This window comes from Hydrogenophaga laconesensis (assembly GCF_031457235.1).
Taxonomy (GTDB): Bacteria; Pseudomonadota; Gammaproteobacteria; order Burkholderiales; family Burkholderiaceae_C; genus Hydrogenophaga; species Hydrogenophaga laconesensis.
Genome location: NZ_JAVDWE010000008.1, coordinates 241,957 through 265,035, shown reverse-complemented (window position 1 = coordinate 265,035; position 23,079 = coordinate 241,957). Strand labels below are relative to the sequence as shown.

Sequence of the window (23,079 nt, the reverse complement as noted above, 5' to 3'; positions counted from 1 at the left end):
ATGATGTAGGGCACGCCCACCTGACGCGCCAGCAGGATGTGCTCGCGGGTCTGGGGCATCGGGCCGTCAGCGGCCGAGCACACCAGAATGGCGCCATCCATCTGGGCAGCACCGGTGATCATGTTCTTGACGTAGTCGGCGTGGCCGGGGCAGTCCACGTGGGCGTAGTGGCGGTTGGCCGTTTCGTATTCCACGTGCGCGGTGTTGATGGTGATGCCGCGCGCCTTCTCTTCCGGAGCCGCGTCGATCTGGTCGTAGGCCTTGGCCGCGCCGCCGAACTTGGCCGCCAGCACCGTCGTGATCGCCGCCGTCAGCGTCGTCTTGCCATGGTCCACGTGACCAATCGTGCCCACGTTCACGTGCGGCTTGGTCCGCTCAAATTTCTCTTTTGCCATTTTTCAGCTCCAAATCAAAATTGCCGAAACACCAGAACAATTCAGGAATCACTGGTGCCCATGGCGGGAATCGGACCCGCGACCTCTCCCTTACCAAGGGAGTGCTCTACCACTGAGCCACATGGGCCAAGACAGCCGGCAAGCCAGCCACCCCGAAACTCAAAACGCCATCAAAAACAGATCCAGCCGACAATGGGACATGGAGCGGGAGACGGGAATCGAACCCGCGTCATCAGCTTGGAAGGCTGGGGTTCTACCATTGAACTACTCCCGCCAGGACAAACCGGCATCACACGGCCGGCGCCACATGGCGCACTTCCCATTCACTTGTCACATCGATCGCTGGTGGAGGAGGCTGGATTCGAACCAGCGTAGGCGTAAGCCAACAGATTTACAGTCTGCCCCCTTTAGCCACTCGGGCACCCCTCCATAGCGCAGCCGACGATTATGCCACGGATTTGTGGCACTTCGCGATCCGTCTTGCAACGGCTTACCAATTCACCGGTGGCTGCCCCCGTTCGGCCAGCCAGGCGTTGGCCAGGCCAAAGTGCCCGCAACCCATGAAAGGCACGGGTCCACGGCGCGCCGACAGGGGGGAGGGATGGTTGGCGCAAAGCACCAGGTGTCGTCCGGCGTCGATCAGAAACGCTTTTTTCTGGGCATGGGCCCCCCACAGCAGGAAAACCGTGGGCTCGCCCGCCGGGCCGCCGCATTGACGGATCACGGCATCCGTCAGGATTTCCCACCCCCGACCGGCATGGCTGGCGGCCGCACCGTCTTCCACGGTCAGGCTGGTGTTGAGCAGCAGCACGCCCTGCTCCGCCCACCGCACCAGGGAGCCACTCAGCGGAGGCTGTACCCCCAGATCGCGTTGCAACTCCTGAAACATGTTGCGCAGACTCGGCGGGACCTTGACGCCCGGCGCGACCGAAAAGGCCAGTCCTTCCGCCTGCCCCGGGCCATGGTACGGATCCTGCCCCAGGACGACCACACGAACCGCCTCAGGCGAGGTCAGTTCGAGCGCGCGCAGAGGTCGAGATGGATAGACCACCGCGCCGTCGGCCAGTCGCTGCGCCAGAAAGCGTTGCAGGCGCTGACCATCCGCAGAAGCCCAGAACTCACCCACCAAGGAAGCCCACCCGGGCTGGACTGGCCAGTCGGCGGGATTGGCAGAGCCCAGCCGGGCGGGAAGCCCGGTCTCCGCCCAGGCGAAACCGGTTTGCTGCTCCATGTCAGGCAAACAGCTCCGCCAATGCAAGGCCCGGTTCGGGCGCGCGCATGAAGGCTTCACCCACCAGGAAAGCGTGCACGCCCGCCGCACGCATGGTCTGCACGTCGGAACGGCCCAGAATGCCCGATTCGGTGATCAGCAGCCGGTCGGGGGGGACGTCGGACAGCATGCCCAGCGTGGTCTGCAGGGTGACCTCGAAGGTGCGCAGGTTGCGGTTGTTGATACCGACGAGGCGTGTCTTGAGCTTGAGCGCGCGGTCCAGTTCGGCGCGGTCATGGACCTCCACCAGCACCGCCATGTTGAGACCCTGGGCCACGGCTTCGAGCTCGGCCATGCGGGCGTCGTCCAGGCAGGCGGCAATGAGCAGGATGGCGTCGGCGCCCATGGCGCGGGCTTCGTAGACCTGGTATGGGTCCACCATGAAGTCCTTGCGCAGCACCGGCAGGTCACAGCTGGCACGGGCCTGCTTGAGAAAGTCGGGACTGCCCTGGAAAAACTGGCGATCGGTCAGCACCGACAAGCAGGCTGCGCTGATGGACCCGTCGCCCTCGGCGTAGCTTTGCGCGATGTCGGCGGGAATGAAGTCCTGCCGCAGCACGCCCTTGCTCGGGCTCGCCTTCTTCACCTCCGCGATCACGGCCGCCCGACCGGCGGCGATCTTCGTGCGCAATGCGCCCTCGAAGTCACGCGTGAGCACGCGGCTTTCCGCATCGAACCGCACCGCTTCCAACGGCTTCTTGCGCTGCGCCGCAGCAATCTCCTCGTGCTTGACGTCAACGATCTTTTGCAGGATGTCGCTCATGGCGATGCTCTCCGGGTCAGGCCGCGAAGGCCTTGAGTTGTTCGAGCTTGGCCAGCGCAGCGCCGGACGCCAGCGTGCGCCGCGCCAGCGCGATGCCTTCGCCCATCCCGGCCACCACGTTGGCCGCGTACAAGGCCACCCCCGCATTGAGCGACACGATCTCGCTCGCCGCCTTGAAGGCCGGATCGTCGCGGCCTTCGAGGACGCCCATGAGCATCTGGCGCGATGCCTCGGGCGTTTCCACGCGCAGGGCCCGGCTGCTGGCCATGGTCATACCGAAATCTTCGGGATGGATCTCGTACTCGGTGATCTCACCGTTCTTGAGTTCCCCCACCAGCGTGGCGGCACCGAGCGAGACTTCATCCATGCCATCACGCCCATACACCACCACGGCATGCTCCGCGCCCAGGCGCTGAAGCGCGCGCACCTGGATGCCCACCAGGTCGGGATGGAACACGCCCATCAGGATGTTGGGCGAGGACGCGGGGTTGGTCAGCGGCCCCAGGATGTTGAAGATGGTCTTGATGCCGAGTTCTCGCCGCACAGGAGCGACGTTCTTCATGGCCGGGTGGTGGTTGGGAGCGAACATGAAGCCCACGCCCACCTGTTCGATGCAGCGCGCGATGGCCTCGGGTGGCAGGTTGATGTTCACGCCCAGGCTTTCCAGCACATCGGCGCTGCCACTCTTGCTCGAGACGCTGCGCCCACCATGCTTGCTCACGCGCGCACCAGCGGCAGCGGCCACGAACATGGAGCAGGTGGAGATGTTGAAGGTGTGCGAGCCATCACCACCCGTGCCCACGATGTCGACCAGATGCGCCTTGTCGGCGACGTGCACCTTGGTGGAGAACTCGCGCATCACCTGCGCGGCGGCGGTGATCTCGCCGATGGTTTCCTTTTTCACGCGCAGACCGGTGATGAGGGCCGCCATCATGACCGGCGACATCTCGCCGCTCATGATCAGCCGCATGAGATGCAGCATCTCGTCGTGGAAGATTTCGCGGTGCTCGATGGTTCGCTGCAGGGCTTCCTGCGGGGTGATCTTGTGTGCGGTGGTGGGCGACATGGGGTCTCCGGTGTGCATCTCTTATGGGGCGGGATTGTCGGTCATGGCCAGCTTGAGGCCGAAGCCCACGAACAGCAGGCCGGCGGCGCGATCCATCCAGTGCATGGCGCGCTGCACGGCATGCACCCGGCGCGCAGCCCAGGCGGCCAGCCACGCGTAGCCAAAATTGATCGGCAGCGAATTGATGTTGAAGATCAGGCCCAGCCAGAGGAAGGCCAGGGCTTTGTTCGAGGCGTCGGGCGCGATGAACTGCGGCACGAAAGCCAGAAAGAACAGCGCAACCTTGGGATTGAGCACGTTGGTGAGAAACCCCCGGTAGTACACGCGCCACAAGTCGGGCTCGGCCGGCCCCGCGTGAAGGTCCAGCGGCGAGGCCTTCGAGAACAGCAGGCGCACCCCCATCCACAGCAGATAGGCGGCACCGACCCACTTGAGCACCGTGAACGCCATGGCAGAGGTCGCCAGCAGGGCACTCACCCCGATGGCGGCCGCAAACACGTGCACGAAGCAGCCGTTGACGATGCCCAGAGCGGCAACGATGCCTGCGCGAACGCCGCTGCGCAGCGTGTTGGTGACGATGTAGAGCACGTCCGGTCCAGGCGTGAGGTTGAGCAGCCAGCCGGCAGCGATGAACAGAAGCAGTTGTGGCAGGTCAGGCATGGAGGCTCCGGTTCAGTAGACCGCAGTGCCCGCCGCGCGCGTGGCTGGCGTGGCGCCGCCTTGCTCGAAGAAACGCCGCGTGCTGGCGATGGCACGGTCGATGCCCGCAGCATCCACGCCAAGGTGGGTCACGAAGCGCAGGCCGATCAGCCCTGTGGCCAGCACGCCATCGTTCGCCAGGTGGGCGAGCAAGTCCGGACCCCGCCCCTGGGCCACGTCGACGAAGACGATATTGGTCTGCGCCGAGCGCACGGTCAGTCCGTCGATGCCGCCCAGCCCCTGCGCCAGCCGCTGCGCGAGAGCGTGGTCGTCGGCCAGGCGGTTCACATGGTGGTCGAGCGCGTGGTGTGCCGCCGCGGCCAGCAGACCCGACTGGCGAAGGCCGCCGCCGAGCATCTTGCGCCAGCGCAGCGCACGGCGGATCAGGTCTCGCGAACCACACAACGCCGAACCCACCGGAGCGCCCAGGCCTTTGCTGAAGCAGACCGAGACGCTGTCGAAACGGTCCACGATACCTCGCACCGCCACATAGGGATCGCCACCGGCGGCCACGGCGGCGTTGAACACGCGCGCACCGTCGAGGTGCACCGCGAGGCCGTGCTCGCGCGCCAGCGCCGTGGCGTGGTCCAGGTAGTCGGCGGGCATCGGGTAGCCGTTCCAGGTGTTTTCCAGGCACAGCAGGCGTGTGCGTGCAAAGTGCGGATCGTCGGGTTTGATCGCGGCGGCGATGTCGGCCAGGGACATCTGCCCGCTGGCGCTCTGAGCCAACGGCTGCGGCTGGATACTGCCCAGCACCGCCGCACCGCCGCCCTCGTACCGGTACGTGTGGGCGTTCTGGCCCACGAGGTATTCATCCCCTCGTTCGCAGTGAGACAACATGGCGCACAGGTTGCTCTGCGTGCCACTGGGCATGAACAGCGCCGCTTCCTTGCCCGTGATGGCGGCCACACGTTCCTGCAGCGCCTGGACGGACGGATCGTCGCCGAACACATCATCGCCCAGGGGCGCTGCCATCATGGCCTCGCGCATCGCCGGGGTGGGCTGCGTGACGGTGTCGCTGCGCAAGTCGACGGTGTTCATGCCTGCTCCAGGAAGTTCTTCAGCATCGCATGGCCGTGTTCGGTGAGGATGCTCTCCGGGTGGAACTGCACACCCTGGATGGCCAGCGTCCTGTGCTTCACACCCATGATCTCGCCATCGGGCGTCCAGGCCGTGACCTCCAGGCAATCCGGGCAGCTCGCGCGCTCGATGGCGAGCGAGTGGTAGCGATTCACGGTGAACTGCTCCGGCAGGTCGGCAAACACGCCGGCGCGCGTGGTGGTGATGACACTGGTTTTGCCGTGCATCAGCTCCTGCGCCCGCACGATGGTGCCGCCGAATGCCGCGCCGATGCTCTGGTGCCCGAGGCACACACCGAGAATCGGCAGCTTGCCCGCGAAGTGCTGGATCGCCGCGACCGAGATGCCCGCCTCGGCCGGCGAGCACGGGCCCGGCGAGATCACGAGCCGGTCGATTTTTCCAGCGGCCAGGCGCTGGTCGAGCTCGTCGACGCTGATCTCATCGTTCCGCACCACCGTCACCTCGGCACCGAGTTCACCGAGGTACTGCACGATGTTGAAGGTGAACGAATCGTAGTTGTCCACCATCAGGACTTGAAGTGCCTTGCTCATTCCAGTCCCTCCTCGACCAGCTCCGCCGCGCGCAGCAGCGCCCTCGCCTTGTGTTCGGTTTCCCTCCACTCCATCTCGGGCACCGAGTCGGCCACCACGCCTGCAGCGGCCTGGACGTAGAGCGTCTGGTCCTTGATGATGCCGGTGCGGATGGCGATCGCCACGTCCATGTCGCCGGCGTAGCTCAGGTAGCCGCAGGCACCACCGTAGATGCCGCGTTTGGTCGGCTCCAGCTGGTCGATCAGCTCCATGGCATGCACCTTGGGCGCGCCCGTGAGCGTGCCGGCCGGGAAGGTCGCCCGCAACACATCCATGCTGCCCACCGGCTGCCCGTCGGGGCCGTCCACCAGGATGCCCTCGACGTTGCTCACGATGTGCATCACGTGGCTGTAGCGCTCCACCGCGAAAGCCTCGGTCACCTTCACGGAGCCGGTCTTCGCGATGCGGCCGATGTCGTTGCGCGCGAGATCGATCAGCATGACGTGCTCGGCGCGCTCCTTGGGGTCGTTCACCAGCTCGAGCTCTGTCGCCTTGTCCTGCTCGGGCGTGGCGCCTCGCGGGCGCGTGCCGGCGAGCGGGCGGATGGTGATTTTCTGACCTTCGGGCGTGTGCTCCTGCCTCACCAGAATTTCGGGCGAGGCACCCACCACATGGAAGTCCCCGAAGTGGTAGTAGTACATGTAGGGCGAGGGATTCAGGGAACGCAGTGCACGGTACAGGCTCAGCGGCGACTCGGTGTAGCGCTTCTTGATGCGCTGGCCCACCTGCACCTGCATGAAATCACCGGCGGCGATCAGCTCCTTGGCGCGCTCGACCGCCGCCAGGTAGTCGGCCTTGGCGAAATCGCGCTCGGCCGGGTAACTCTGGCTGGGCTTGACCTGCGGCGCGCTCACCGAATACTTCAAGGCCTCGCGCAATTCGCGCAGGCGCTTCTTGGCGCTGGCGTACGCTTCGGGCTGGGCGGGGTCGGCATAGACGATCAGGTACAGCTTGCCCGAGAGGTTGTCGATGACCGCCAGTTCCTCGCATTGGAGCAGCAGGATATCGGGGCAACCCAGCGTGTCTGGCGGGCAGCTGTGCTCCAGCTTTTTCTCGATGTGGCGAACGGCGTCGTAACCGAAGTAACCGGCCAGGCCACCGCAGAAGCGGGGCAGTCCGGGCCGCAGTGCCACCTTGAACCGCTTCTGGTAAGCCGCAATGAAATCCAGTGGATTGCCCTGTGCGGTCTCCACCACCGCGCCATCGCGCACCACCTCGGTCTTCGCCTCGGCACCGAAACCGGTGGCGCGCAAGAAGGTGCGCGCGGGCAGGCCGATGAAGCTGTAGCGCCCGAAGCGCTCGCCGCCCACCACCGATTCGAGCAGGAAGCTGTTCTTGCCATCACCTCGCCCGTGGGCCAGCTTGAGATAGAGCGACAGCGGCGTTTCGAGGTCTGCAAAGGCCTCGGCCATCAGCGGGATGCGGTTGTAGCCCTGTTGGGCCAGGCTCTTGAATTCGAGTTCCGTGATCATGTTCGTTCTTTCCATCGGCCTCGCCCGGTGTCATCGACGCTGTGGGCGGGGCGGGGGTCCAGGCCTCCGGCGTTGAAAGTGCCGGGTTCGAGGGTGGGGTGACAGTGGCGGCGGAACGCGCGCGGACTGTGCAAACCCCGGGGGGAAGGTGCACGTTTACGCTGGCTTGCGCCAGGGCCAGGCTCCCCGGCCATTGCGGCTCGGCAGACCACCTGAAAAGGATGTGCGTGGGTTGAACATGGAAGGCGCAGTGTAACAAAGCCCCATGACCGTGTCCCACGTCACGGCCACCCCTCCGGGCTCTACTGCCAAACCCTGATGTGTTGAGGCATGCTTGAAAGCACAATGCCGGCGAAACGAACGGCTGTTCGTTTTTTTACGCCCCCCGACTGCCGAACCGGATGCCGCCCATGAAAACGCCGTTGCTGCCCGCCATCACACTCTCCATCGCCCTGCTGGCCACCGGCACGGCGCAGGCCGCCACCGTCGACCTGGCGGGTGTGAAGCTCGAAGACCGCGCCACCGTGGCCGGCAGCCCGCTGGTGCTCAACGGCGCGGGCATCCGCTACAAGGCGGTCTTCAAGGTCTATGCCGCCGGCCTGTACCTCGGCGAGAAGGCCGACACCCCCGAAGCCGTGCTGGCCACGAAGGGCGCCAAGCGCATCAGCATCACGATGTTGCGTGACATCGACTCGGCCGAACTGGGCAAGCTGTTCTCGCGTGGTATGGAAGACAACATGGACCGCAGCGCCTTCTCCAGGCTCATTCCCGGTGTGCTGCGCATGAGCCAGGTGTTCAGCGACCACAAGAAGCTTCAGGCGGGCGACAACTTTCTGGTGGACTGGGTGCCTGGCACCGGCACGGTGCTCACCATCAAGGGCAAGGTCGAGGGCGAACCCTTCAAGGAGCCCGAATTCTTCGATGCCCTCGTCCGCATCTGGCTGGGGCCGAAACCAGCCGACAGCCTGCTCAAGGACGCGCTGCTCGGCAAGTCGAAGCCGTAGCCCGGCCCTTCACGCGAGTTCCGCCAGCGAACCGATCAGGCGGTCATGCGGTGCCTGCGCGATCGGGTCGCCGTGGTTGTAGCCGTACGTCACCAGCACCACCGGGCAACCGGCCGCGCGCGCGGCCATGCCATCGTTCTGCGAATCGCCCACCATCAGCGTCCGCGCGGGCAAGGTGCCCAGCGCCTCACAGGTCTTGAGCAGCGGCAGCGGGTCGGGCTTGGTGCGTTCGAAGCTGTCCCCTCCGAACACGTGCGTGAAGAAGCCCGCGAGCCCCTTGGCCTGCAGCAAGGTGCGTGCGAAGTCCCGGGGTTTGTTGGTCAGGCAGGCCAGGGTCAGTCCACGGGCGCGCAGCGCCGTGAGGCCTTCGATCACGCCGGGGTACACCTCGCTGTGCTGGCCGTTGAACGTGAGGTAGTGCGACTGGTAACGCTCCCACGCTTCGGGCTGCACGCGCTCCGCCGCCTGCACGTCCAGCCCGCCATGCAGCAAGGCCGAGCGGATCAGGTGCGCCGAGCCCTTGCCGATCATGTGCTCGATGTCGGCACGGGCGACGGCCGGGCGGCCCAGGTCTTTCAGCGTGGCATTCAGCGCGGCGTCGAAATCGCCCAGCGTATCGACCATCGTGCCATCCAGGTCGACGATGGCGGCGTGCAGGTCGCCCATCATTGGAGGGCCGTCCGCATCTGGTCGATCACGGCCTTGTAGTCGGGTTTGCCGAAGATCGCGCTGCCCGCCACGAAGGTGTCGGCGCCGGCGTCGGCCACGCGGCGGATGTTGTCGGTCTTGATGCCGCCGTCCACTTCCAGGCGGATGTCCTTGCCACAGGCCTCGATGCGTTTGCGCGCATCCTCGATCTTGCGCAGTGCGGAGTCGATGAAGCTCTGGCCACCGAAGCCGGGGTTCACGCTCATGATCAGGATCAGGTCGATATCGTCGATCAGCCAGTCCAGCACGTCCAGCGGTGCGCCGGGGTTGAAAGTCAGGCCGGCCTTGGCGCCCTTGGCCTTGATGGCCTGCACGCTGCGGTGCACGTGGGCGCTCGCATCGGGGTGGAAGCTCACCAGATCGGCACCAGCGTCCACGAAGGCGCCGGCCAGCGCGTCCACCGGCTGGATCATCAGGTGCACGTCGATGGGCACCGGCGTGCCGTCGGGCTTCTTCGCGTGCGGCTTGAGGGCCTGGCAGATCATCGGGCCGAAGGTCAGGTTCGGCACATAGTGGTTGTCCATCACGTCGAAGTGGATCCAGTCGGCGCCCGCGGCGATGACGTTTTTCACCTCATCGCCCAGGCGGGCAAAGTCGGCGGACAGGATGGATGGGGCGATGCGGTACTGGGCTTGGGACATGAAGCGGCCTGTGTGGGAAGCGTGGGGGAGCGAAGACCCGCATTCTCGCAGGGCCGTGGTGGAGATGCGGGGGCACGGTAACATGCCGTCCATGCCGAAATACCTGTTCACCTGTGAGGTCGAGCCTCAGTACCTGAGCGAACAGTCCTCGCCCGAGGAGGATCTGCACGCGTTCGCGTACACGATCACCATCACCAACGCGGGCGAGGTGACGGCACAGCTGATTTCACGCCACTGGATCATCGACGACGCGAACGGCCACACCGAACAGGTCAAGGGCCTGGGCGTCGTCGGGCACCAGCCCCTGTTGCGGCCCGGAGAATCCTTCCAGTACACCAGCGGCACGCGCCTGGCAACGCCCACGGGCACCATGCGCGGCAGCTTCTTCTGCGTGGCGGAAGACGGCGAGCGCTTCGAAGCCGAAGTGGCCGAATTCGCGCTGCACGCCCCGGGATCGGGCGACACGCCGGCCCGGGTGCTGCACTGACACCCGCCGCCCCCGACACGCGGCCCCACACCCACGACCGCATGCGCACCTCCACCCCGCTCGACACCCTCGACCCGGATGCCCCGCTGGCATTGCGCCACCTCTGGCTGATCGACGCCCTGCGCTGGGTGCGCGGCGACGAGAGCGACGTGCAGGCCAGCGTGGGCCGCGTGCGCGCCTTCATCGACGCAGCCGAGGCCGACCCCGCCGCCATGACGCGCTGGCGCCGCTGGTGGGGCCGCTTCATCCGCACGGTGGACCTCACGCCCCTGCTGGCCGACCACGGCTTCGCGCCACGCACCGCCTTCCTCAGCGAGTTCGGCAACCGGATGCGCAAGAAGATCCTGCCCGGCACACCCGAGACCGGCGACATGGCCGAGTTGTTCGACCTCCTGCTCTCATCGCGCTTCGACGTGCGCTGGCTCAAGGCGATCGACAGCGACACCTTGCGGCGCCTGCGCGGCATGCTGGCCGATGTCCCCGGCGCCACAGCCACCAGCTTCTGGCAGATCGAGCTGATGGACGCGCTGATCTTCTGCGTCAGCCAGATCAGCGCCACCGGCTTCGCTTCCGAGATCCGCATCCGCATGTCGGCCGAGGCGCAGGCACAGCGGCCCTTCCACCAGCTGCCAGCCGATTTCGAGCGGCTGCGGCAGGCCGTGGAAGCCCACGGTGCCCGCAGCCCCCAGGCGCTGGCGTCGGCCGAAGGCCTGCGCCAGCGCCTGGACGCCTGCCGCCACGCCGCCTACACGGTCTACTCGCACCTGGAGGAACACGGTGTGTCGGTCGGCATCGTGTTCCGGCTCCGGCAACTGCGCGAGCGCATCGTGCGCGTGAAAGAACTGCTGGACTGCCTGCAGTCCGAGCAGCCCGAACGCGCCACCGCCGCGCTGATGGCCGATCTCGCGCAGGTGGGTCTGGAACACCGCAGCGTGCGCTCGCTCATCGCCGCCAGCTCGCACCTCACCGCCGCCAAGGTGGCCGAGCGCAACGCCGAAAGCGGCGAGCACTACATCACCCGCAATGCGGCCGAGTACCGTGAGATGCTGCGCAAGGCCGCCGGTGGCGGCGCCATCGTCGGTCTGACCACCTGGGTCAAGTACCTGCTGCTCAGCCTGGGCCTCACGGCCTTCTGGGGCGGATTCGCCGCGGGCGTGAACTACGCGACGTCTTTCGTCGTGATCATGCTGCTGCACCTCACGCTGGCCACCAAGCAACCCGCCGTCACGGCACCGGCCATGGTGGCCAAGCTGCGCGACATCAAGCAACCGGGCTCGGTGCGGCGCTTCGTCGACGAGGTGGCCAACCTCTTTCGCTCACAGATCGCGGCGATCGTGGGCAACGTCGGCATGGTCATTCCGGTGGTGGTCCTCATCAGCCTGGGCCTGCAATTGCTGACCGGCAACGCGATGACGGATGTGAGCAAGGCCCACAAAGTGCTGCAGGACATCCACCTGATCGGCCCCACGCTGTACTTCGCGGCCTTCACCGGCGTGCTGCTGTTCGCCTCCAGCATCATCGCGGGCTGGGTGGAGAACTGGTACGTGTTCCACAACCTGGACTCGGCCATGAAGCACAACCCCCGCTTCACCGCGGTGCTCGGTCGCGAGCGCGCCGCGCGCTGGGCGGACTTCATGCGCCGCAACATCTCAGGGCTCGCGGCCAACATCTCCCTGGGCTTCATGCTCGGCCTCGTGCCCGCCTTCGCCGCCTTCTTCAGCCTGCCCCTGGACGTTCGCCACGTCACCCTGTCGGCCGGGCAAGTGACCGCTGCGGCCATGGCCATCGGCTGGGATGTGTTCACCGAATCCGACTTCTGGTGGGCCATGGTGGGTGTGCTGCTCATCGGCCCACTCAACCTGGGCGTGAGCTTCTACCTCGCGTTTCGGCTCGCGCTGCAGGCGCAGAACATCAGCGAGGTCAATCGGCAGCTTATCCGCGCCGCGATCAAGCGCCGCATCCGCGCCGCGCCCATGAGCTTCCTGGTCCCTCCCCGCAACGCGCGGGGCGAGCAGGACGACGAGCCGCCCACGCCCGCCCCCGAAGCGCCTCCCGCCAATGGGTGAGTTCGAACTGATCCGTCGCCATTTCCAGCACGCGACGGACCCGGGCAATGCGGTGGTGCTGGGCATCGGCGACGACTGCGCGCTGCTGCAGCCCAGCCCGGGTCACCAGCTCGCCGTCTCCAGCGACATGCTGGTCGAGGGCCGTCACTTCTTCCCCGACGTCGACCCCGAAGCGCTGGGCCACAAGGCCCTGGCGGTGAACCTGAGCGACCTCGCCGCCATGGGCGCACGGCCGCTCGGCTTCACGCTGGCGCTGGCCTTGCCACGCGCGGACATCGACTGGCTCGCCGCGTTCGCGCGCGGCCTGTTCGGGCTGGCCGATGCACATGCCTGTCCCCTCGTGGGCGGCGACACCACGCGAGGCCCGCTCAACCTTTGCATCACGGTCTTCGGTGAGGTGAAACCGGGCCAAGCCTTGCGCCGCGATGCCGCGCGTGCAGGCGACGACCTCTACATCAGTGGCCGCACCGGCGAAGCCCGGCTCACGCTCGAACATCTGCGCGGCACCGACTGGGCCATGGCCCCACTGAGCGACGAAACGCGCGCCAGGCTCGAACGCCCCACGCCGCGCAACGCACTGGGCATTTTGCTGGCCAGCGCAGGCGCACACGCCGCCATCGACCTCAGCGATGGCCTGGCCGGCGACCTCGGCCACATTCTCTCCGCCAGTGGCGTCGGTGCCGAAATCGACCTGTTCGCGCTGCCCGTGGCGCCTGCGCTGCAAGCCCTGCCCGTCGCCCAGCGGTGGGAATGCCTGCTGGCCGGTGGCGACGACTACGAGCTGCTGTTCACCGCGCCACCCGCCGCGCGCGAAGCGATCGCCACCGCGGCCACGTCGAGCCGCACACCGGTCACTCGCATCGGCCGCATCACGGCCGAGCCCGGCCGGCTGCGCCTGCTCGACGCGAACGGCTTGCCCCTGGCGCTGAGCCTGCGCAGTTTCGACCACTTCGCAACATGAGCGCCTTCTCGCCCCTCGTGCGCTACTTCGAGGAGGTGGCCGAGCAGAAATCGATCCGCCGTGCGGCCGAGCGGCTGCACATCGCGCCCAGCGCCGTCACGCGCCAGATCGCCAAGTTCGAGGACATGCTGGGCATGCCGCTGTTCGAGCGCCTGCCGCGCGGCGTGCGGCTCACCTCGGCGGGCGAGATCATGCTGGCCAACGTGCGGCGAATGCGCCGTGATTTCGGCGGCGCGCTCGCGCAAGTCGACGCACTCAAAGGCATGCGGCGCGGCAAGGTGCAGGTGGGCATCCTGCAATACATGGGCGCGCAGCTCATTCCGGACCTCATCGCCGACGTGAACCGCGACTACCCCGGTGTGTTCTTCTCCGTCATCTCGGCCAACACGCCCGAGATCGTGGACAAGGTCGCCACCGGCGAACTCGACATCGGCATGTGCTGGGCCGCGCCCACGGCAGCGCCGGTGCGCCGCGTGCAGTCGTTCCCGGTGTCACTCGGGCTGGTGGTGCCCACCCGCCACGAGTGGGCGCGGCGCAAGAGCATTCCCCTGTCGGAATGCCTGGACCAGCCGCTGATCCTGCCCACGCCCGACACCGAGCCGCGCCGCATGGTCAACCGCATGCTGCGCGGCAACCCCGAGTCGTTGCACCTGCTGGCCGAGACCAATTCCATGGCCACGATGACGCGCCTCGTGCTGTCCGGCGCTGGTGTGGCGGTGATGACGCGCGTGACCGTGGCCGACGAGATCCGCGCCGGCACGCTGGCGCACATCCCTCTGTCGGACCGTGGCGCACAGGGCCTGAAGCTCGAGCTGCTGGTGCACGCCGACCGCACGCTGCAGGCCATGCCCGCGCTGGTGCTGGACCTGCTGGAACTCCGCTTCAACAGCTACGCCGGCCAGTTCTGAGCAGACCTCTTCGTTGCCAAATAAGCAACACAGGCCTCGAAAATCGGTTCTTGTGGCTCAACGAAAGACGGCCTAGATTTGCCCCCAGTGCAGGTGCTTTCCTGCGGCAAACAATGGACCACGACATGGGCACTTCCTCTCACTTTTCCTTGCGCCGCCGCACGATGGCGCTGGGCGGCCTGGCCGCCGTCATCGGCGCCCCTATCTGGGCACAGACCAGGGCACCGGTCAAGGTCCGCTTCCAGTGCGATTGGCGTTTCGAGGCCGGCACCACGCCGTATGTGGTGGCCTTGAAAAAAGGCTACTTCGCCGAAGAGGGTCTGGACGTCACGCTCAACGTGGGCGCGGGCGCCTCGGCCACGGTGACACGCATGGCCTCGGGCAACTTCGACATGGGCACCGGCGACCTGAACTCGCTCGCCGAGTTCGCGGGCAACAATGGCGTGGTACCGGCCAAGGCGGTGATGCTGATGTACCAGAACACGCCCGCGGCCGTGTTCTCGCTCAAGAAAACCGGCATCGCCAAGCCCGCCGATCTGCGCGGCCGCACGCTGGCCGCGCCCGCTGGCGACGGTGCGCGCCGCATATTCCCGCTCTTCGCGGCCGCCAACGGCCTGAACCCGGTGACCGACGTCAACTGGACCGCCGTGGACCCAGCAATGCGCGAAACCATCCTGTCGCGCGGTCAGGTCGAGGTGATCACCGGCTACCTCGCATCGGGCATGTTGTCGCTGCAGCGTCTGGGCGTGGCGGCATCGGACGTCCACGTGATGAAGTACGCCGAGTACGGCGTGGCGCTGCCCGGCAACGCCGTCATCGCCTCCCAGAACTTCCTGAACGAGAACCCGCAAGCAGTGGCCGGCTTTCTGCGCGCCCTCACCCGGGCGCTCAAGGAATCGGTGGCCGATCGCGCCGCGGCGGTGGCCGTGCTCAAGAGCCACGAGCCCCTGATCGACACGCGCATCGAGGCCCTGCGGCTGGACCTGATCCTGGACCAGGAGATCGGCACGCCCGCGGTGCGCCGCGACGGCGTGGGCGACATCGACATCCCGCAGTTCCAGAAGGGCATCGACTCGCTCGCGAAGTTTCTGGCCTTCAAGTCCACGCCCGACGCGAAGAGCCTGGTCGACACCCGGTTCCTGCCACCCCAGGCGCAACGCATGGTGTTCCCGGCATGAACACCGCCTCCACCACGACCGAGACGCATCCCGCGTCCATTCCCATGTCCTCGGGCCGCCTGCCCGAGGTGGACCTGCACCCCTTCCTGTTCGGTGACGCCGCCGCCCGGCAGCGCGTGGCCCGCGCCATGGCTGAAGCCTGCGAGACCTATGGCTTCTTCTATCTGGTCCACCACGGCATGGCTTCCGAAGTGATCGCGGCGGGCTTCGACGCCGCGCAGCGCTTCTTCGACCTGCCGCTGGAACAGCGTCTGGCCTGCCGCTCCACGCAACCGCGCCAGAACCGCGGCTACCAGCCGATGTTCGACACCGCGCTGGCCGGTGGCAAGGCCGATGTGAAGGAGTCGTTCGACATGGGCTACCCGCTGCAGCCAGATGACGCGGACCTGCTGGCCGGCATGCCTTTCCACTCGCTCAACACCTGGCCCGACGCCGGCATGATCGGCTTCCGTCCCCAGGTGGAAGCGCTGTATTTCGCGATGCTGGCCTGCGGGCACCAAGTGCTGCGCGCCATGGCGCTGGCGCTCGGCGCCGACCCGAACTTCTTCGTGGGCCATTGTGTGAAGCCCACCACCAACATGCGCCTGGTGCACTACCCGCCGCAGTGCATCAGCCCCGAAGAAGGCATCGGCGCGCGGCCGCACACCGACAAGGGCCTGATCACCCTGCTGCTGAACGACGACAACGGTGGCTTGCAGGTGATGGCCGATGAGGAGCGCTGGATCGACGCGCCCCCGCGCGCCGACGCCATCATCGTCAACGTTGGTGACCTGATGACGCGCTGGACCAACGGCCGCTTCCGCTCGGCACTGCACCGCGTCATCAACACCACGGGCCGGCAGCGCTTCTCGATCCCGCAGTTCCACCACCCGAATTTCCACGCGGTGGTCGACCCCGCCCACCTGGCCCACGACGGCGCCGTGAACTTCGAACCCGTCGTGGCGGGCGAGTTCGTGGCCAGCGGCTTTCGCCGCGACCGCAAGTCGTGGGCGGCAACGGCGCCGGCTTGAGCCAAGCCTGGCTCAACCGCCCTGACCCAGCAGCACCAGGTCAGCCTGCGCAGCCAGGGCGGCCTGCCATGTGCTGTCGAAGCAATAGCACTCGTTACGCAGTAGCGACCATCGGGGTCGAGCTCCAGATCGAAATCGGGCGACGGCGCAGTATCGCGCCGCGCGCACCGGCCCGCAAGCGCGGCCCGCCCGATAATCCGCGCATGCCCGACACCGCCAACGACGCGCCCCTGCTCCGCCCAACCTGGCGCTTCCTGTTTTCGCACCCGGCCCACTTCCTCGCCCTCGGCGCCGGGACGGGCCTCAGCCGCCTCGCGCCGGGCACCGCGGGCACACTGTGGGCCTGGGTCGCCTTCCTGCTGCTGGACCGTGTGCTGTCGCCCCTCACCTGGGGCGTGGTGATTCTGGCCGCCACGCTGGCGGGCTGGTGGGCCTGTACCGTCACCGCACGGCACATGCGCATCGCCGATTCGGGCCACATCGTGTGGGACGAGGTGGTCGCGTTCTGGCTGGTGCTGTGGCTGATCTCGCCCTCGGGCTTCTGGGGTCAGCTGGTCGCGTTCCTGATCTTTCGCCTGTTCGACATGGTCAAGATCGGCCCCATGGCCTGGGCCGACAAGACCTTCAAGGGCTTCGGCCCCCGCGGCGGCTTCGGCATCCTGCTGGACGATTTCGCGGCCGCGTTCTGCACCCTGATCGTCATCGCGCTCTGGAGAGCCTCTTGAACCCCATGCCCCACAACGACATCGCCCATCTGGTGGAGCAGCTGGCCAGCGAACTGCGGGCGCGCGGCCTGATGCTGGCCACGGCCGAGAGCTGCACCGGCGGCCTGATCGCGGGCGCCTGCACCGAACTCCCGGGCTCCAGCGACTGGTTCGAGCGCGGCTTCGTCACCTACTCCAACGCGGCCAAGCACGCGCAGCTGGGCGTGCCGGCGCTGCTGATCGAACAGCACGGTGCCGTGAGCGAGCCTGTGGCGCGCGCCATGGCCGCTGGCGCGCTCGCGCATTCGCCCGCGCAGCTCGCCGTGGCCGTCACCGGCGTGGCCGGCCCCACGGGCGGCAGCCCCGAGAAGCCCGTGGGCACGGTCTGGTTCGGCTGGGCCACCCCCGAGGGCGTGTCTACCGAGCGCCAGCGCTTCGACGGCGACCGTGCCGCGGTCCGCCAAGCCACCGTGCGGCATGCGCTGGCCGGCCTTCTTCAACGCATGCCCCGCGCCTGACGCCATGGAACCGTTCAAGAACCTCATCAACCCGACCACCGTGGCCAACACGGGCCTTCACCTGCGCAAGGCCTGGCCGCGCTTCGACCGGGCCCGCTTCGAGACGCAGGCCGCCACCGGCCTGGACCGGCTCGAGTTCAAGGCACGCGCCATGCAGCTGGCCGATGCACTGGAGGCCACACTGCCCGACGATTTCGCGAGCGCCTGCGATGTGCTGGAGGCGAGCCTGGCCCCGCCCGTGGCGATGGACGCACAGGGCGAGCCGCTCAAGCTCGGCGAGGCGCGCGACGCGCACGGCATCGGTGGCTGGGCCCTGTGGGCGGTGGGCGAGTTCGTGGCGCGCCGGGGCGTGGCGAGCGAAGCGGCCGCGCAACGAGGCCTGGCCTGCCTGCACGCGGTCACGCAACGTTTCACGGCCGAATTCGCCATCCGCCCTCTCATCCAGCGCCACCCCGCGCTCGCGTTCGACACCCTGGGCCATTGGGTGAACGACCCGAGCGCGCACGTGCGGCGCCTGGTGAGCGAGGGCAGCCGTCCGCGCCTGCCCTGGGGCCTGCGCCTGCAGTCGCTGGTGGCCGATCCCGCGCCCACGCTGCCGCTGCTGCTTGCACTGCAGGACGACCCCAGCAGCTACGTGCGCCGCAGCGTGGCCAACCACCTGAACGACATCGCCAAGGACCACCCCGACCTGGTGGCCGGCTGGGTGCGCGATCACCTCATCGACGCGCCCGACGAGCGCAGCGCACTGCTGCGCCACGCCAGCCGCAGCCTCATCAAGGCCGGCCACGCACCCACGCTCGCGGCCTGGGGCCTGGCCAGCGGCCTGAAGGGCGATGCCACGCTGGCGCTCTCGGCGAAGCGCGCCAGCGTGGGCGGCGAGGTCGGTTTGCAGGCCGTGCTGCGCTCACGCTCGCGTGTGCCGCAATTGCTGGTGGTGGACTACGCGGTCCACCATGTGCGCGCCAACGGCAGCACCTCACCCAAGGTGTTCAAAGGCTGGAAACTCACACTGGCGCCCGGCGAGGCCCGCACGCTGGACAAGCGCCACAGCCTCAAGCCTGTGACCACACGCACGCTCTATCCCGGCACGCACCTCATCGACCTGCGCGTCAATGGTGTGGTGGTGGCCGAGGCCGCCTTCGATCTGAAAGCCTGACCCTGTTCACGAAAGGAACGCGCCGATGCTGACCGTGCACCACCTCAACAACTCGCGCTCACAGCGCGTGCTCTGGCTGCTCGAAGAGATCGGCGTGCCGTATCAGATCGAACGCTACGAACGCAACCCCGAGACCATGCTGGCCCCGGCGTCCTTGATCAAGGTGCACCCGCTGGGCAAGTCGCCGGTGGTCACGGACGGCAAGGCCACGCTGGCCGAGTCGGGCGCGATCCTTGAGTACCTGGTGGAAACCTACGGCGAAGGCAAGTTCGCGCCCGAGCACGGTACGCCCTCCTTCCTGCGCTACCGCTACTGGATGCACTACGCAGAAGGCTCGCTGGCCACGCCGCTCCTGCTGCAACTGGTGTTCGACCAGATCGAGCGCAAGAGCCCGCTGATCGTGCGTCCTGTGGCCAAGGGCATCTCGGCCAAGATCAAGAGCCTGCTCGTCACGCCCAACCTGAAGCGCCACTTCGACTACCTCGAAGCGGAGTTGACGGAACACGGCCCCTGGTTTGCGGGCCGCTCCTTCAGCGCGGCGGACGTGCAGATGAGCTTCGGCATCGAAGCCGCCGATGCGCGCGGCCTGCTCAAGAACCGGCCCAAGCTGGCCGACTGGCTTCGCCGCATCCACGAACGGCCCGCCTACCAGCGTGCGCTGGCGCAGGGCGGACCGTTCGATCTGTCAACGTTCTAGCCTCATACGGCGTTCAAGTCGCCGAAGCACAGCGCGCAACGAGAGAGGCAACGCCAGCCAGAGGCACCAAGGGTCCGGCTCCGCCGGCCCCAGGTGCCGTCCCCCCTCGAAGCGCCGGAGGCGCGCCACAGAGGGGGGAAGCCGCACAGCGGCGCAGGGGGGGCGCCTCCCTCACCCCAGCTTGAACGGCAGCTCGCGCAGCGGCTTGCCGGTCAGACGGGCGATGGCGTTCGCGAATGCGGGCGCCAGCGGCGGAAGACCGGGCTCGCCCACACCCGTGGGGGCGTCGGCGCTGGGCACGATGTGCACCGCGATCTCAGGCATGTCGGTGATGCGCGGCACGGCGAAGTCGCCGAAGTTGCTCTGCTCGACCACGCCATCCTTGAGCGTGATCGCTGCACCGGGCACGCACATCGACAGACCCATCAGCGCACCGCCCTGGATCTGCGCTTCGACGCTCTTCGGGTTCACCGCCAGGTTGCAGTGCACGCCGGCCGTGACCTGGTGCAGCTTGGGCGAACCGTCCACCACTGAGGCCTCGACGACGTAGGCCACCACCGAGTCGAACGACTCGTGCACGGCCACGCCCCAGGCACGACCGGCCGGCAGCGTCTTCTTGCCATAGCCGCTCTTGTCCACGGCGAGCTGCAGCGCGGCGCGGTGCCGCGTGGCCTTGGCGTCCATCAGCTTCATGCGGTAGGCCACCGGGTCCTGGTTGGTGGCGCGTGCGATCTCGTCGATCAGCGTTTCCATCACGTAACCGGTGTGGGTGGAGCCGACGCTGCGCCACCACAACACTGGCACATTGAGCTTCGGGTGATGCGCCGAGAGCCGCATCGGCACGTCGTAAGGCTTGCCCATGCCTTCGACCATGGTCTCGTCCACGCCGTTCTTCAACATCATCGGCTCGAAGAAGGTGCCGGCCATGATGGACTGGCCCACGATGACGTGGTCCCACGCGAGCACCTTGCCCTGCGCGTCGAAGCCGATCTCGGCGCGGTGCACGTGCATCGGGCGGTAGTAGCCGCCGCGCACGTCGTCCTCACGGCTCCACAGCGTGCGCACCGGCGCGCTGATGCCCGCCGCCTGCGCGATCTTCGCCACGGTGCAGGCCTCGACCACGAAGTCGCTGGTGAGCAGACCCCGGCGCCCGAAGCCGCCACCGGCCATCTGCACGTGCATGGCCACCTGCTCGGGCTTGATGCCCAGCGTGCGCGCGGCAGCGGCGGTGTCCAGCCCCGGCATCTGGGTGCCCGTCCAGACACTTGCCTTCGCGTTCGCACCCGTGCCCTCGATCTGCACCGTGCAGTTCAGCGGCTCCATGGGCGCGTGCGCGAGGTACGGAAACACGAACTCGGCGCTGATCCTCTGCGGCGCGCCCGCCAGGGGTGCCATGTCGGCGTCGTGCTTGATGCGACCCGGTTTCGCGGCCAGCTCGCGGTAACTCGCGAGCTGTTTCGCACTGTCCACCTTCTCGCGGCCGGCGTCGTTCCATTCCACCTTGAGGGCTTCGCGGCCCTGCTTCACGGCCCAGTAGCCCTCGCCGATCACGGCCACGCCCTCGCCCCCATCGTGCAGCGGCATGCGCAGCACCGCCTTCACGCCTTTCACGGCGCGCGCGGCGGCATCGTCCAGCGATGCCACCTTGCTGCCGAACACCGGCGGATGCACCACCACGGCGGTGAGCATGCCCGGCAGGCGCACGTCGATGCCGAAGGTCTGCTTGCCGCTGGATTTCAGTTTCGCGTCCAGCCGTGTGGTGGGCTGGCCGATCAGCTTGAAGCGCGACGGGTCCTTCAGCGTGACGGCGGTCGGCACGGGCTGCAGCATGGCGGCGTCGGCCAGCGCGCCGTAGGTCAGCTTCTTTCCGCCGGGGCCGATCACCACGCCGCGTTCGGTGGCGAGCGAGGCCACCGGTACGTTCCACTGCTTCGCCGCTGCGGCCAGCAGCATGGCACGGGTGCGCGCGCCCAGTTCGCGGTATTGCGTGTACGAGTGTTTCACGGCGGTGGACCCGCCGGTGATCTGCATGCCGAAGGCCGGGTCGTTGTAGGCGGGGTCGGCGTTGCCGTGCACGGCCTTCACCTTGCTCCAGTCGGCGTCGAGCTCTTCGGCGAGCACCATGGCCAGGCCCGTGTGCGTGCCCTGCCCGAATTCAAGGCGGTTGACGGTGACGGTGACGGTGTCATCGCGCGCGATCTTCACGAACGCTGCAGGCTGCTGGTCGGGCTTGAGGCCGGCGGCGGCGGGTGCCGCGCCTTGCTGCGCACCGGCCACGAGTGGGTACGCGCCGAGCGCGAAGCCCGACACGGCGGCCATCTTCATGAAGCTTCGGCGCGCGATGCCTTCGGCGGGTTCGACGTCTTGCAGACGGTGGGCCAGTGCGGGCGGCAGGTGGGCGCGGATCTGTTCGGCGGTGTGGTTCTCGAAGTGCATGGTGCTCTCCTTCAGGCCAGCGAACGGGCCGCGTCCTTGATGGCGATGCGCACGCGCGCATAGGTGCCACAGCGGCAGATATTGCCGGCCATGGCGCCGTCGATCTCGGCATCGCTGGGTTTCGGGTTGGCCTTGAGCAGCGCGGTGGCGCTCATGATCTGGCCGCTCTGGCAGTACCCGCATTGCGCCACGTCGGCTTTCACCCAGGCCTGGTGCACGGCCTTGCCCACACGATCGGTTTCCAGCGCCTCGATGGTGGTGATCTTCTGGCCCACGGCCGAAGCAATCGGCGTGACGCACGAGCGGATGGCCGCGCCGTTCAGGTGCACGGTGCAGGCGCCGCACAGCGCCGCGCCGCAGCCGAACTTGGTGCCCGTCATGCCCAGCGTGTCGCGCAGGGCCCAGAGGATGGGCGTGGATTCGTCGGCGTCGACGCGGACGTCCTTGCCGTTGATGTTGAGCGTGGTGGCCATGCGTGGGTTCTCCTGTCGTGGGTTGAAGTGGCGGTACATCAATGAATGAATGTTCATTCGTTATCAGGGCGTTTTTTTACTGCTGAATCAGAGGCGTGTCTAGTCCAGGAACACCGCGGAACCGGCTTTGCCGGGCCGCAGGTGTTGCCCCCTGGAGGGGGTGGCGCGAAGCGACGCGGGGATGTTCTTCATGTCTAGGCCTTGATGCCGTCCCAGCACATGCCGAAGGCCTGTGCCAGCGAGGCCTCGGTGTCGGGCAGGTCGCCGCTGCGCAGCAGGTTGGCGGTGTCGCGCACAGAGCCGAAGAAACTGGAAGCCAGCATCAGCGTGGGCACGTCCTTGACGATCTGCTGCGCCCTCGCGTCATCAAAGAAGCGCAGGCATCCGCTGGCGAACCGTGCCGAGAACTGGCGAGAGGCCTCGCTGAACCAGGGCGAGTTGTAGTACTGGTCCATGAAAACCGCTTCGGGATAGTGCGCCAGGCGGTGGCGCAGCAACCGGTTCCAGTTCTGCTGGAAGCGGCTGCGGAACGGCACGGACGCGTCGCTCGCGGTGTCGATCAGGGCGGCCAGCGCCCCCTTGACCTGCTCGTACAGCGCGTTGAGCAGCTCTTCCTTGGAGCGGTGGTAGACGTACAGCGTGCCGGTGGCAATGCCCGCCTCGCGCGCGATGCCAGCCATGGTCAGTCCGCTCAGGCCGACGCGCTCCACCAGCGCCAGGGTGGCGCTGGCGATGGCCTGCTGCTTGTCGTCGTCCTTGGGTTTCATGAGGCCGCGATCTTAAGCGAATGAATATTC

24 protein-coding genes and 3 tRNA genes are annotated in these 23,079 nt (G+C 67.4%); 11 read left to right on the top strand and 16 right to left on the bottom strand.

All coding sequences use genetic code 11. From position 1 onward, the window contains the following. The 11 genes from J2X09_RS15855 to trpE all read right to left on the bottom strand — a co-directional run. Positions 1-395 (bottom strand): GTP-binding protein (locus J2X09_RS15855; protein ID WP_204734354.1); only part of this gene is annotated, 395 nt, incomplete at its 3' end. Between the two features lie 52 nt (positions 396-447). Continuing rightward, positions 448-522, bottom strand: a tRNA-Thr gene (locus J2X09_RS15850). A 73-nt stretch (positions 523-595) separates the two neighbouring features. Continuing rightward, positions 596-669, bottom strand: a tRNA-Gly gene (locus tag J2X09_RS15845). Between the two features lie 69 nt (positions 670-738). Then, positions 739-824: transfer RNA gene (locus J2X09_RS15840), tRNA-Tyr, on the bottom strand. A gap of 61 nt (positions 825-885) precedes the next feature. Beyond that, positions 886-1,626, bottom strand: coding sequence for a uracil-DNA glycosylase (locus J2X09_RS15835; RefSeq protein ID WP_204734353.1), 741 nt, complete (start codon positions 1,624-1,626; stop codon positions 886-888). A 1-nt stretch (position 1,627) separates the two neighbouring features. Beyond that, entirely contained in the window at positions 1,628-2,428 is an 801-nt protein-coding gene (trpC, locus tag J2X09_RS15830; RefSeq protein ID WP_204734352.1) for an indole-3-glycerol phosphate synthase TrpC, read from the bottom strand. Between the two features lie 16 nt (positions 2,429-2,444). Then, positions 2,445-3,494, bottom strand: coding sequence for an anthranilate phosphoribosyltransferase (trpD, locus tag J2X09_RS15825; protein WP_204734351.1), 1,050 nt, complete (start codon positions 3,492-3,494; stop codon positions 2,445-2,447). A 21-nt stretch (positions 3,495-3,515) separates the two neighbouring features. Beyond that, positions 3,516-4,154, bottom strand: a complete 639-nt coding sequence (locus tag J2X09_RS15820) for a LysE family translocator (protein ID WP_204734350.1) — start codon at positions 4,152-4,154, stop codon at positions 3,516-3,518. A gap of 12 nt (positions 4,155-4,166) precedes the next feature. Continuing rightward, the gene (gene ltaE / locus J2X09_RS15815; RefSeq protein ID WP_204734349.1) at positions 4,167-5,234 is read right to left on the bottom strand and encodes a low-specificity L-threonine aldolase; all 1,068 of its coding nucleotides are present in this window, start codon (positions 5,232-5,234) and stop codon (positions 4,167-4,169) included. Beyond that, complete coding sequence (locus J2X09_RS15810) at positions 5,231-5,824, bottom strand: anthranilate synthase component II (RefSeq protein ID WP_310308729.1); 594 nt, start codon at positions 5,822-5,824, stop codon at positions 5,231-5,233. The genes ltaE and J2X09_RS15810 overlap by 4 nt, the downstream gene beginning before the upstream one ends. Continuing rightward, a complete protein-coding gene (trpE, locus tag J2X09_RS15805) occupies positions 5,821-7,335 on the bottom strand; it encodes an anthranilate synthase component I (RefSeq protein ID WP_204734348.1) in 1,515 nt (504 codons plus the stop codon). The genes J2X09_RS15810 and trpE overlap by 4 nt, the downstream gene beginning before the upstream one ends. 410 nt (positions 7,336-7,745) lie before the next feature. On the opposite strand from trpE, the gene J2X09_RS15800 reads away from it, so the two are divergent. After that, positions 7,746-8,339 (top strand): chalcone isomerase family protein, encoded by a 594-nt coding sequence (locus J2X09_RS15800; protein ID WP_310308728.1) that lies wholly within the window; start codon positions 7,746-7,748, stop codon positions 8,337-8,339. A gap of 9 nt (positions 8,340-8,348) precedes the next feature. Here the strand turns inward: J2X09_RS15800 and gph are convergent, their stop codons facing one another. Beyond that, positions 8,349-9,008, bottom strand: coding sequence for a phosphoglycolate phosphatase (gph, locus tag J2X09_RS15795; protein ID WP_204734346.1), 660 nt, complete (start codon positions 9,006-9,008; stop codon positions 8,349-8,351). Then, the gene (gene rpe / locus J2X09_RS15790; RefSeq protein WP_204734345.1) at positions 9,005-9,688 is read right to left on the bottom strand and encodes a ribulose-phosphate 3-epimerase; all 684 of its coding nucleotides are present in this window, start codon (positions 9,686-9,688) and stop codon (positions 9,005-9,007) included. The genes gph and rpe overlap by 4 nt, the downstream gene beginning before the upstream one ends. Positions 9,689-9,779: 91 nt before the next feature. On the opposite strand from rpe, the gene apaG reads away from it, so the two are divergent. The 10 genes from apaG to J2X09_RS15740 all read left to right on the top strand — a co-directional run bounded on the left by apaG (position 9,780) and on the right by J2X09_RS15740 (position 19,373). Next, positions 9,780-10,175 carry a Co2+/Mg2+ efflux facilitator ApaG/CorD gene (gene apaG / locus J2X09_RS15785; RefSeq protein WP_204734344.1) on the top strand — a complete coding sequence of 132 codons (396 nt, stop codon included), beginning with the start codon at positions 9,780-9,782 and terminating at the stop codon, positions 10,173-10,175. A gap of 41 nt (positions 10,176-10,216) precedes the next feature. After that, positions 10,217-12,241, top strand: a complete 2,025-nt coding sequence (gene tlpB / locus J2X09_RS15780; protein ID WP_204734343.1) for a transporter-like protein TlpB — start codon at positions 10,217-10,219, stop codon at positions 12,239-12,241. Further along, positions 12,234-13,202, top strand: a complete 969-nt coding sequence (gene thiL / locus J2X09_RS15775; protein WP_204734342.1) for a thiamine-phosphate kinase — start codon at positions 12,234-12,236, stop codon at positions 13,200-13,202. Before tlpB ends, thiL begins: the two co-directional genes overlap by 8 nt. After that, a complete protein-coding gene (locus J2X09_RS15770; protein WP_204734341.1) occupies positions 13,199-14,110 on the top strand; it encodes a LysR family transcriptional regulator in 912 nt (303 codons plus the stop codon). The genes thiL and J2X09_RS15770 overlap by 4 nt, the downstream gene beginning before the upstream one ends. 125 nt (positions 14,111-14,235) lie before the next feature. After that, complete coding sequence (locus tag J2X09_RS15765; protein ID WP_204734340.1) at positions 14,236-15,288, top strand: ABC transporter substrate-binding protein; 1,053 nt, start codon at positions 14,236-14,238, stop codon at positions 15,286-15,288. Beyond that, positions 15,285-16,298: an isopenicillin N synthase family dioxygenase gene (locus tag J2X09_RS15760; RefSeq protein ID WP_204734339.1), complete on the top strand. Its 1,014-nt coding sequence runs from the start codon at positions 15,285-15,287 to the stop codon at positions 16,296-16,298. The genes J2X09_RS15765 and J2X09_RS15760 overlap by 4 nt, the downstream gene beginning before the upstream one ends. Before the next feature lie 203 nt (positions 16,299-16,501). Then, entirely contained in the window at positions 16,502-17,023 is a 522-nt protein-coding gene (locus tag J2X09_RS15755) for a phosphatidylglycerophosphatase A family protein (protein ID WP_204734338.1), read from the top strand. A 5-nt stretch (positions 17,024-17,028) separates the two neighbouring features. Beyond that, a complete protein-coding gene (locus J2X09_RS15750; RefSeq protein ID WP_204734337.1) occupies positions 17,029-17,520 on the top strand; it encodes a CinA family protein in 492 nt (163 codons plus the stop codon). Between the two features lie 4 nt (positions 17,521-17,524). After that, on the top strand, positions 17,525-18,676 hold the full coding sequence (locus J2X09_RS15745; RefSeq protein WP_204734336.1) for a DNA alkylation repair protein: 1,152 nt from the start codon (positions 17,525-17,527) through the stop codon (positions 18,674-18,676). A gap of 25 nt (positions 18,677-18,701) precedes the next feature. Further along, positions 18,702-19,373, top strand: coding sequence for a glutathione S-transferase family protein (locus J2X09_RS15740; protein WP_204734335.1), 672 nt, complete (start codon positions 18,702-18,704; stop codon positions 19,371-19,373). A 171-nt stretch (positions 19,374-19,544) separates the two neighbouring features. On the opposite strand, the gene J2X09_RS15735 is transcribed toward J2X09_RS15740, so the two are convergent. The 3 genes from J2X09_RS15735 to J2X09_RS15725 all read right to left on the bottom strand — a co-directional run bounded on the left by J2X09_RS15735 (position 19,545) and on the right by J2X09_RS15725 (position 23,049). Then, a complete protein-coding gene (locus tag J2X09_RS15735; RefSeq protein ID WP_204734334.1) occupies positions 19,545-21,809 on the bottom strand; it encodes a xanthine dehydrogenase family protein molybdopterin-binding subunit in 2,265 nt (754 codons plus the stop codon). Between the two features lie 11 nt (positions 21,810-21,820). Further along, entirely contained in the window at positions 21,821-22,282 is a 462-nt protein-coding gene (locus tag J2X09_RS15730) for a (2Fe-2S)-binding protein (RefSeq protein ID WP_204734333.1), read from the bottom strand. A gap of 194 nt (positions 22,283-22,476) precedes the next feature. Continuing rightward, the gene (locus J2X09_RS15725) at positions 22,477-23,049 is read right to left on the bottom strand and encodes a TetR/AcrR family transcriptional regulator (RefSeq protein WP_204734332.1); all 573 of its coding nucleotides are present in this window, start codon (positions 23,047-23,049) and stop codon (positions 22,477-22,479) included. Between the last annotated feature and the right edge of the window lie 30 nt (positions 23,050-23,079).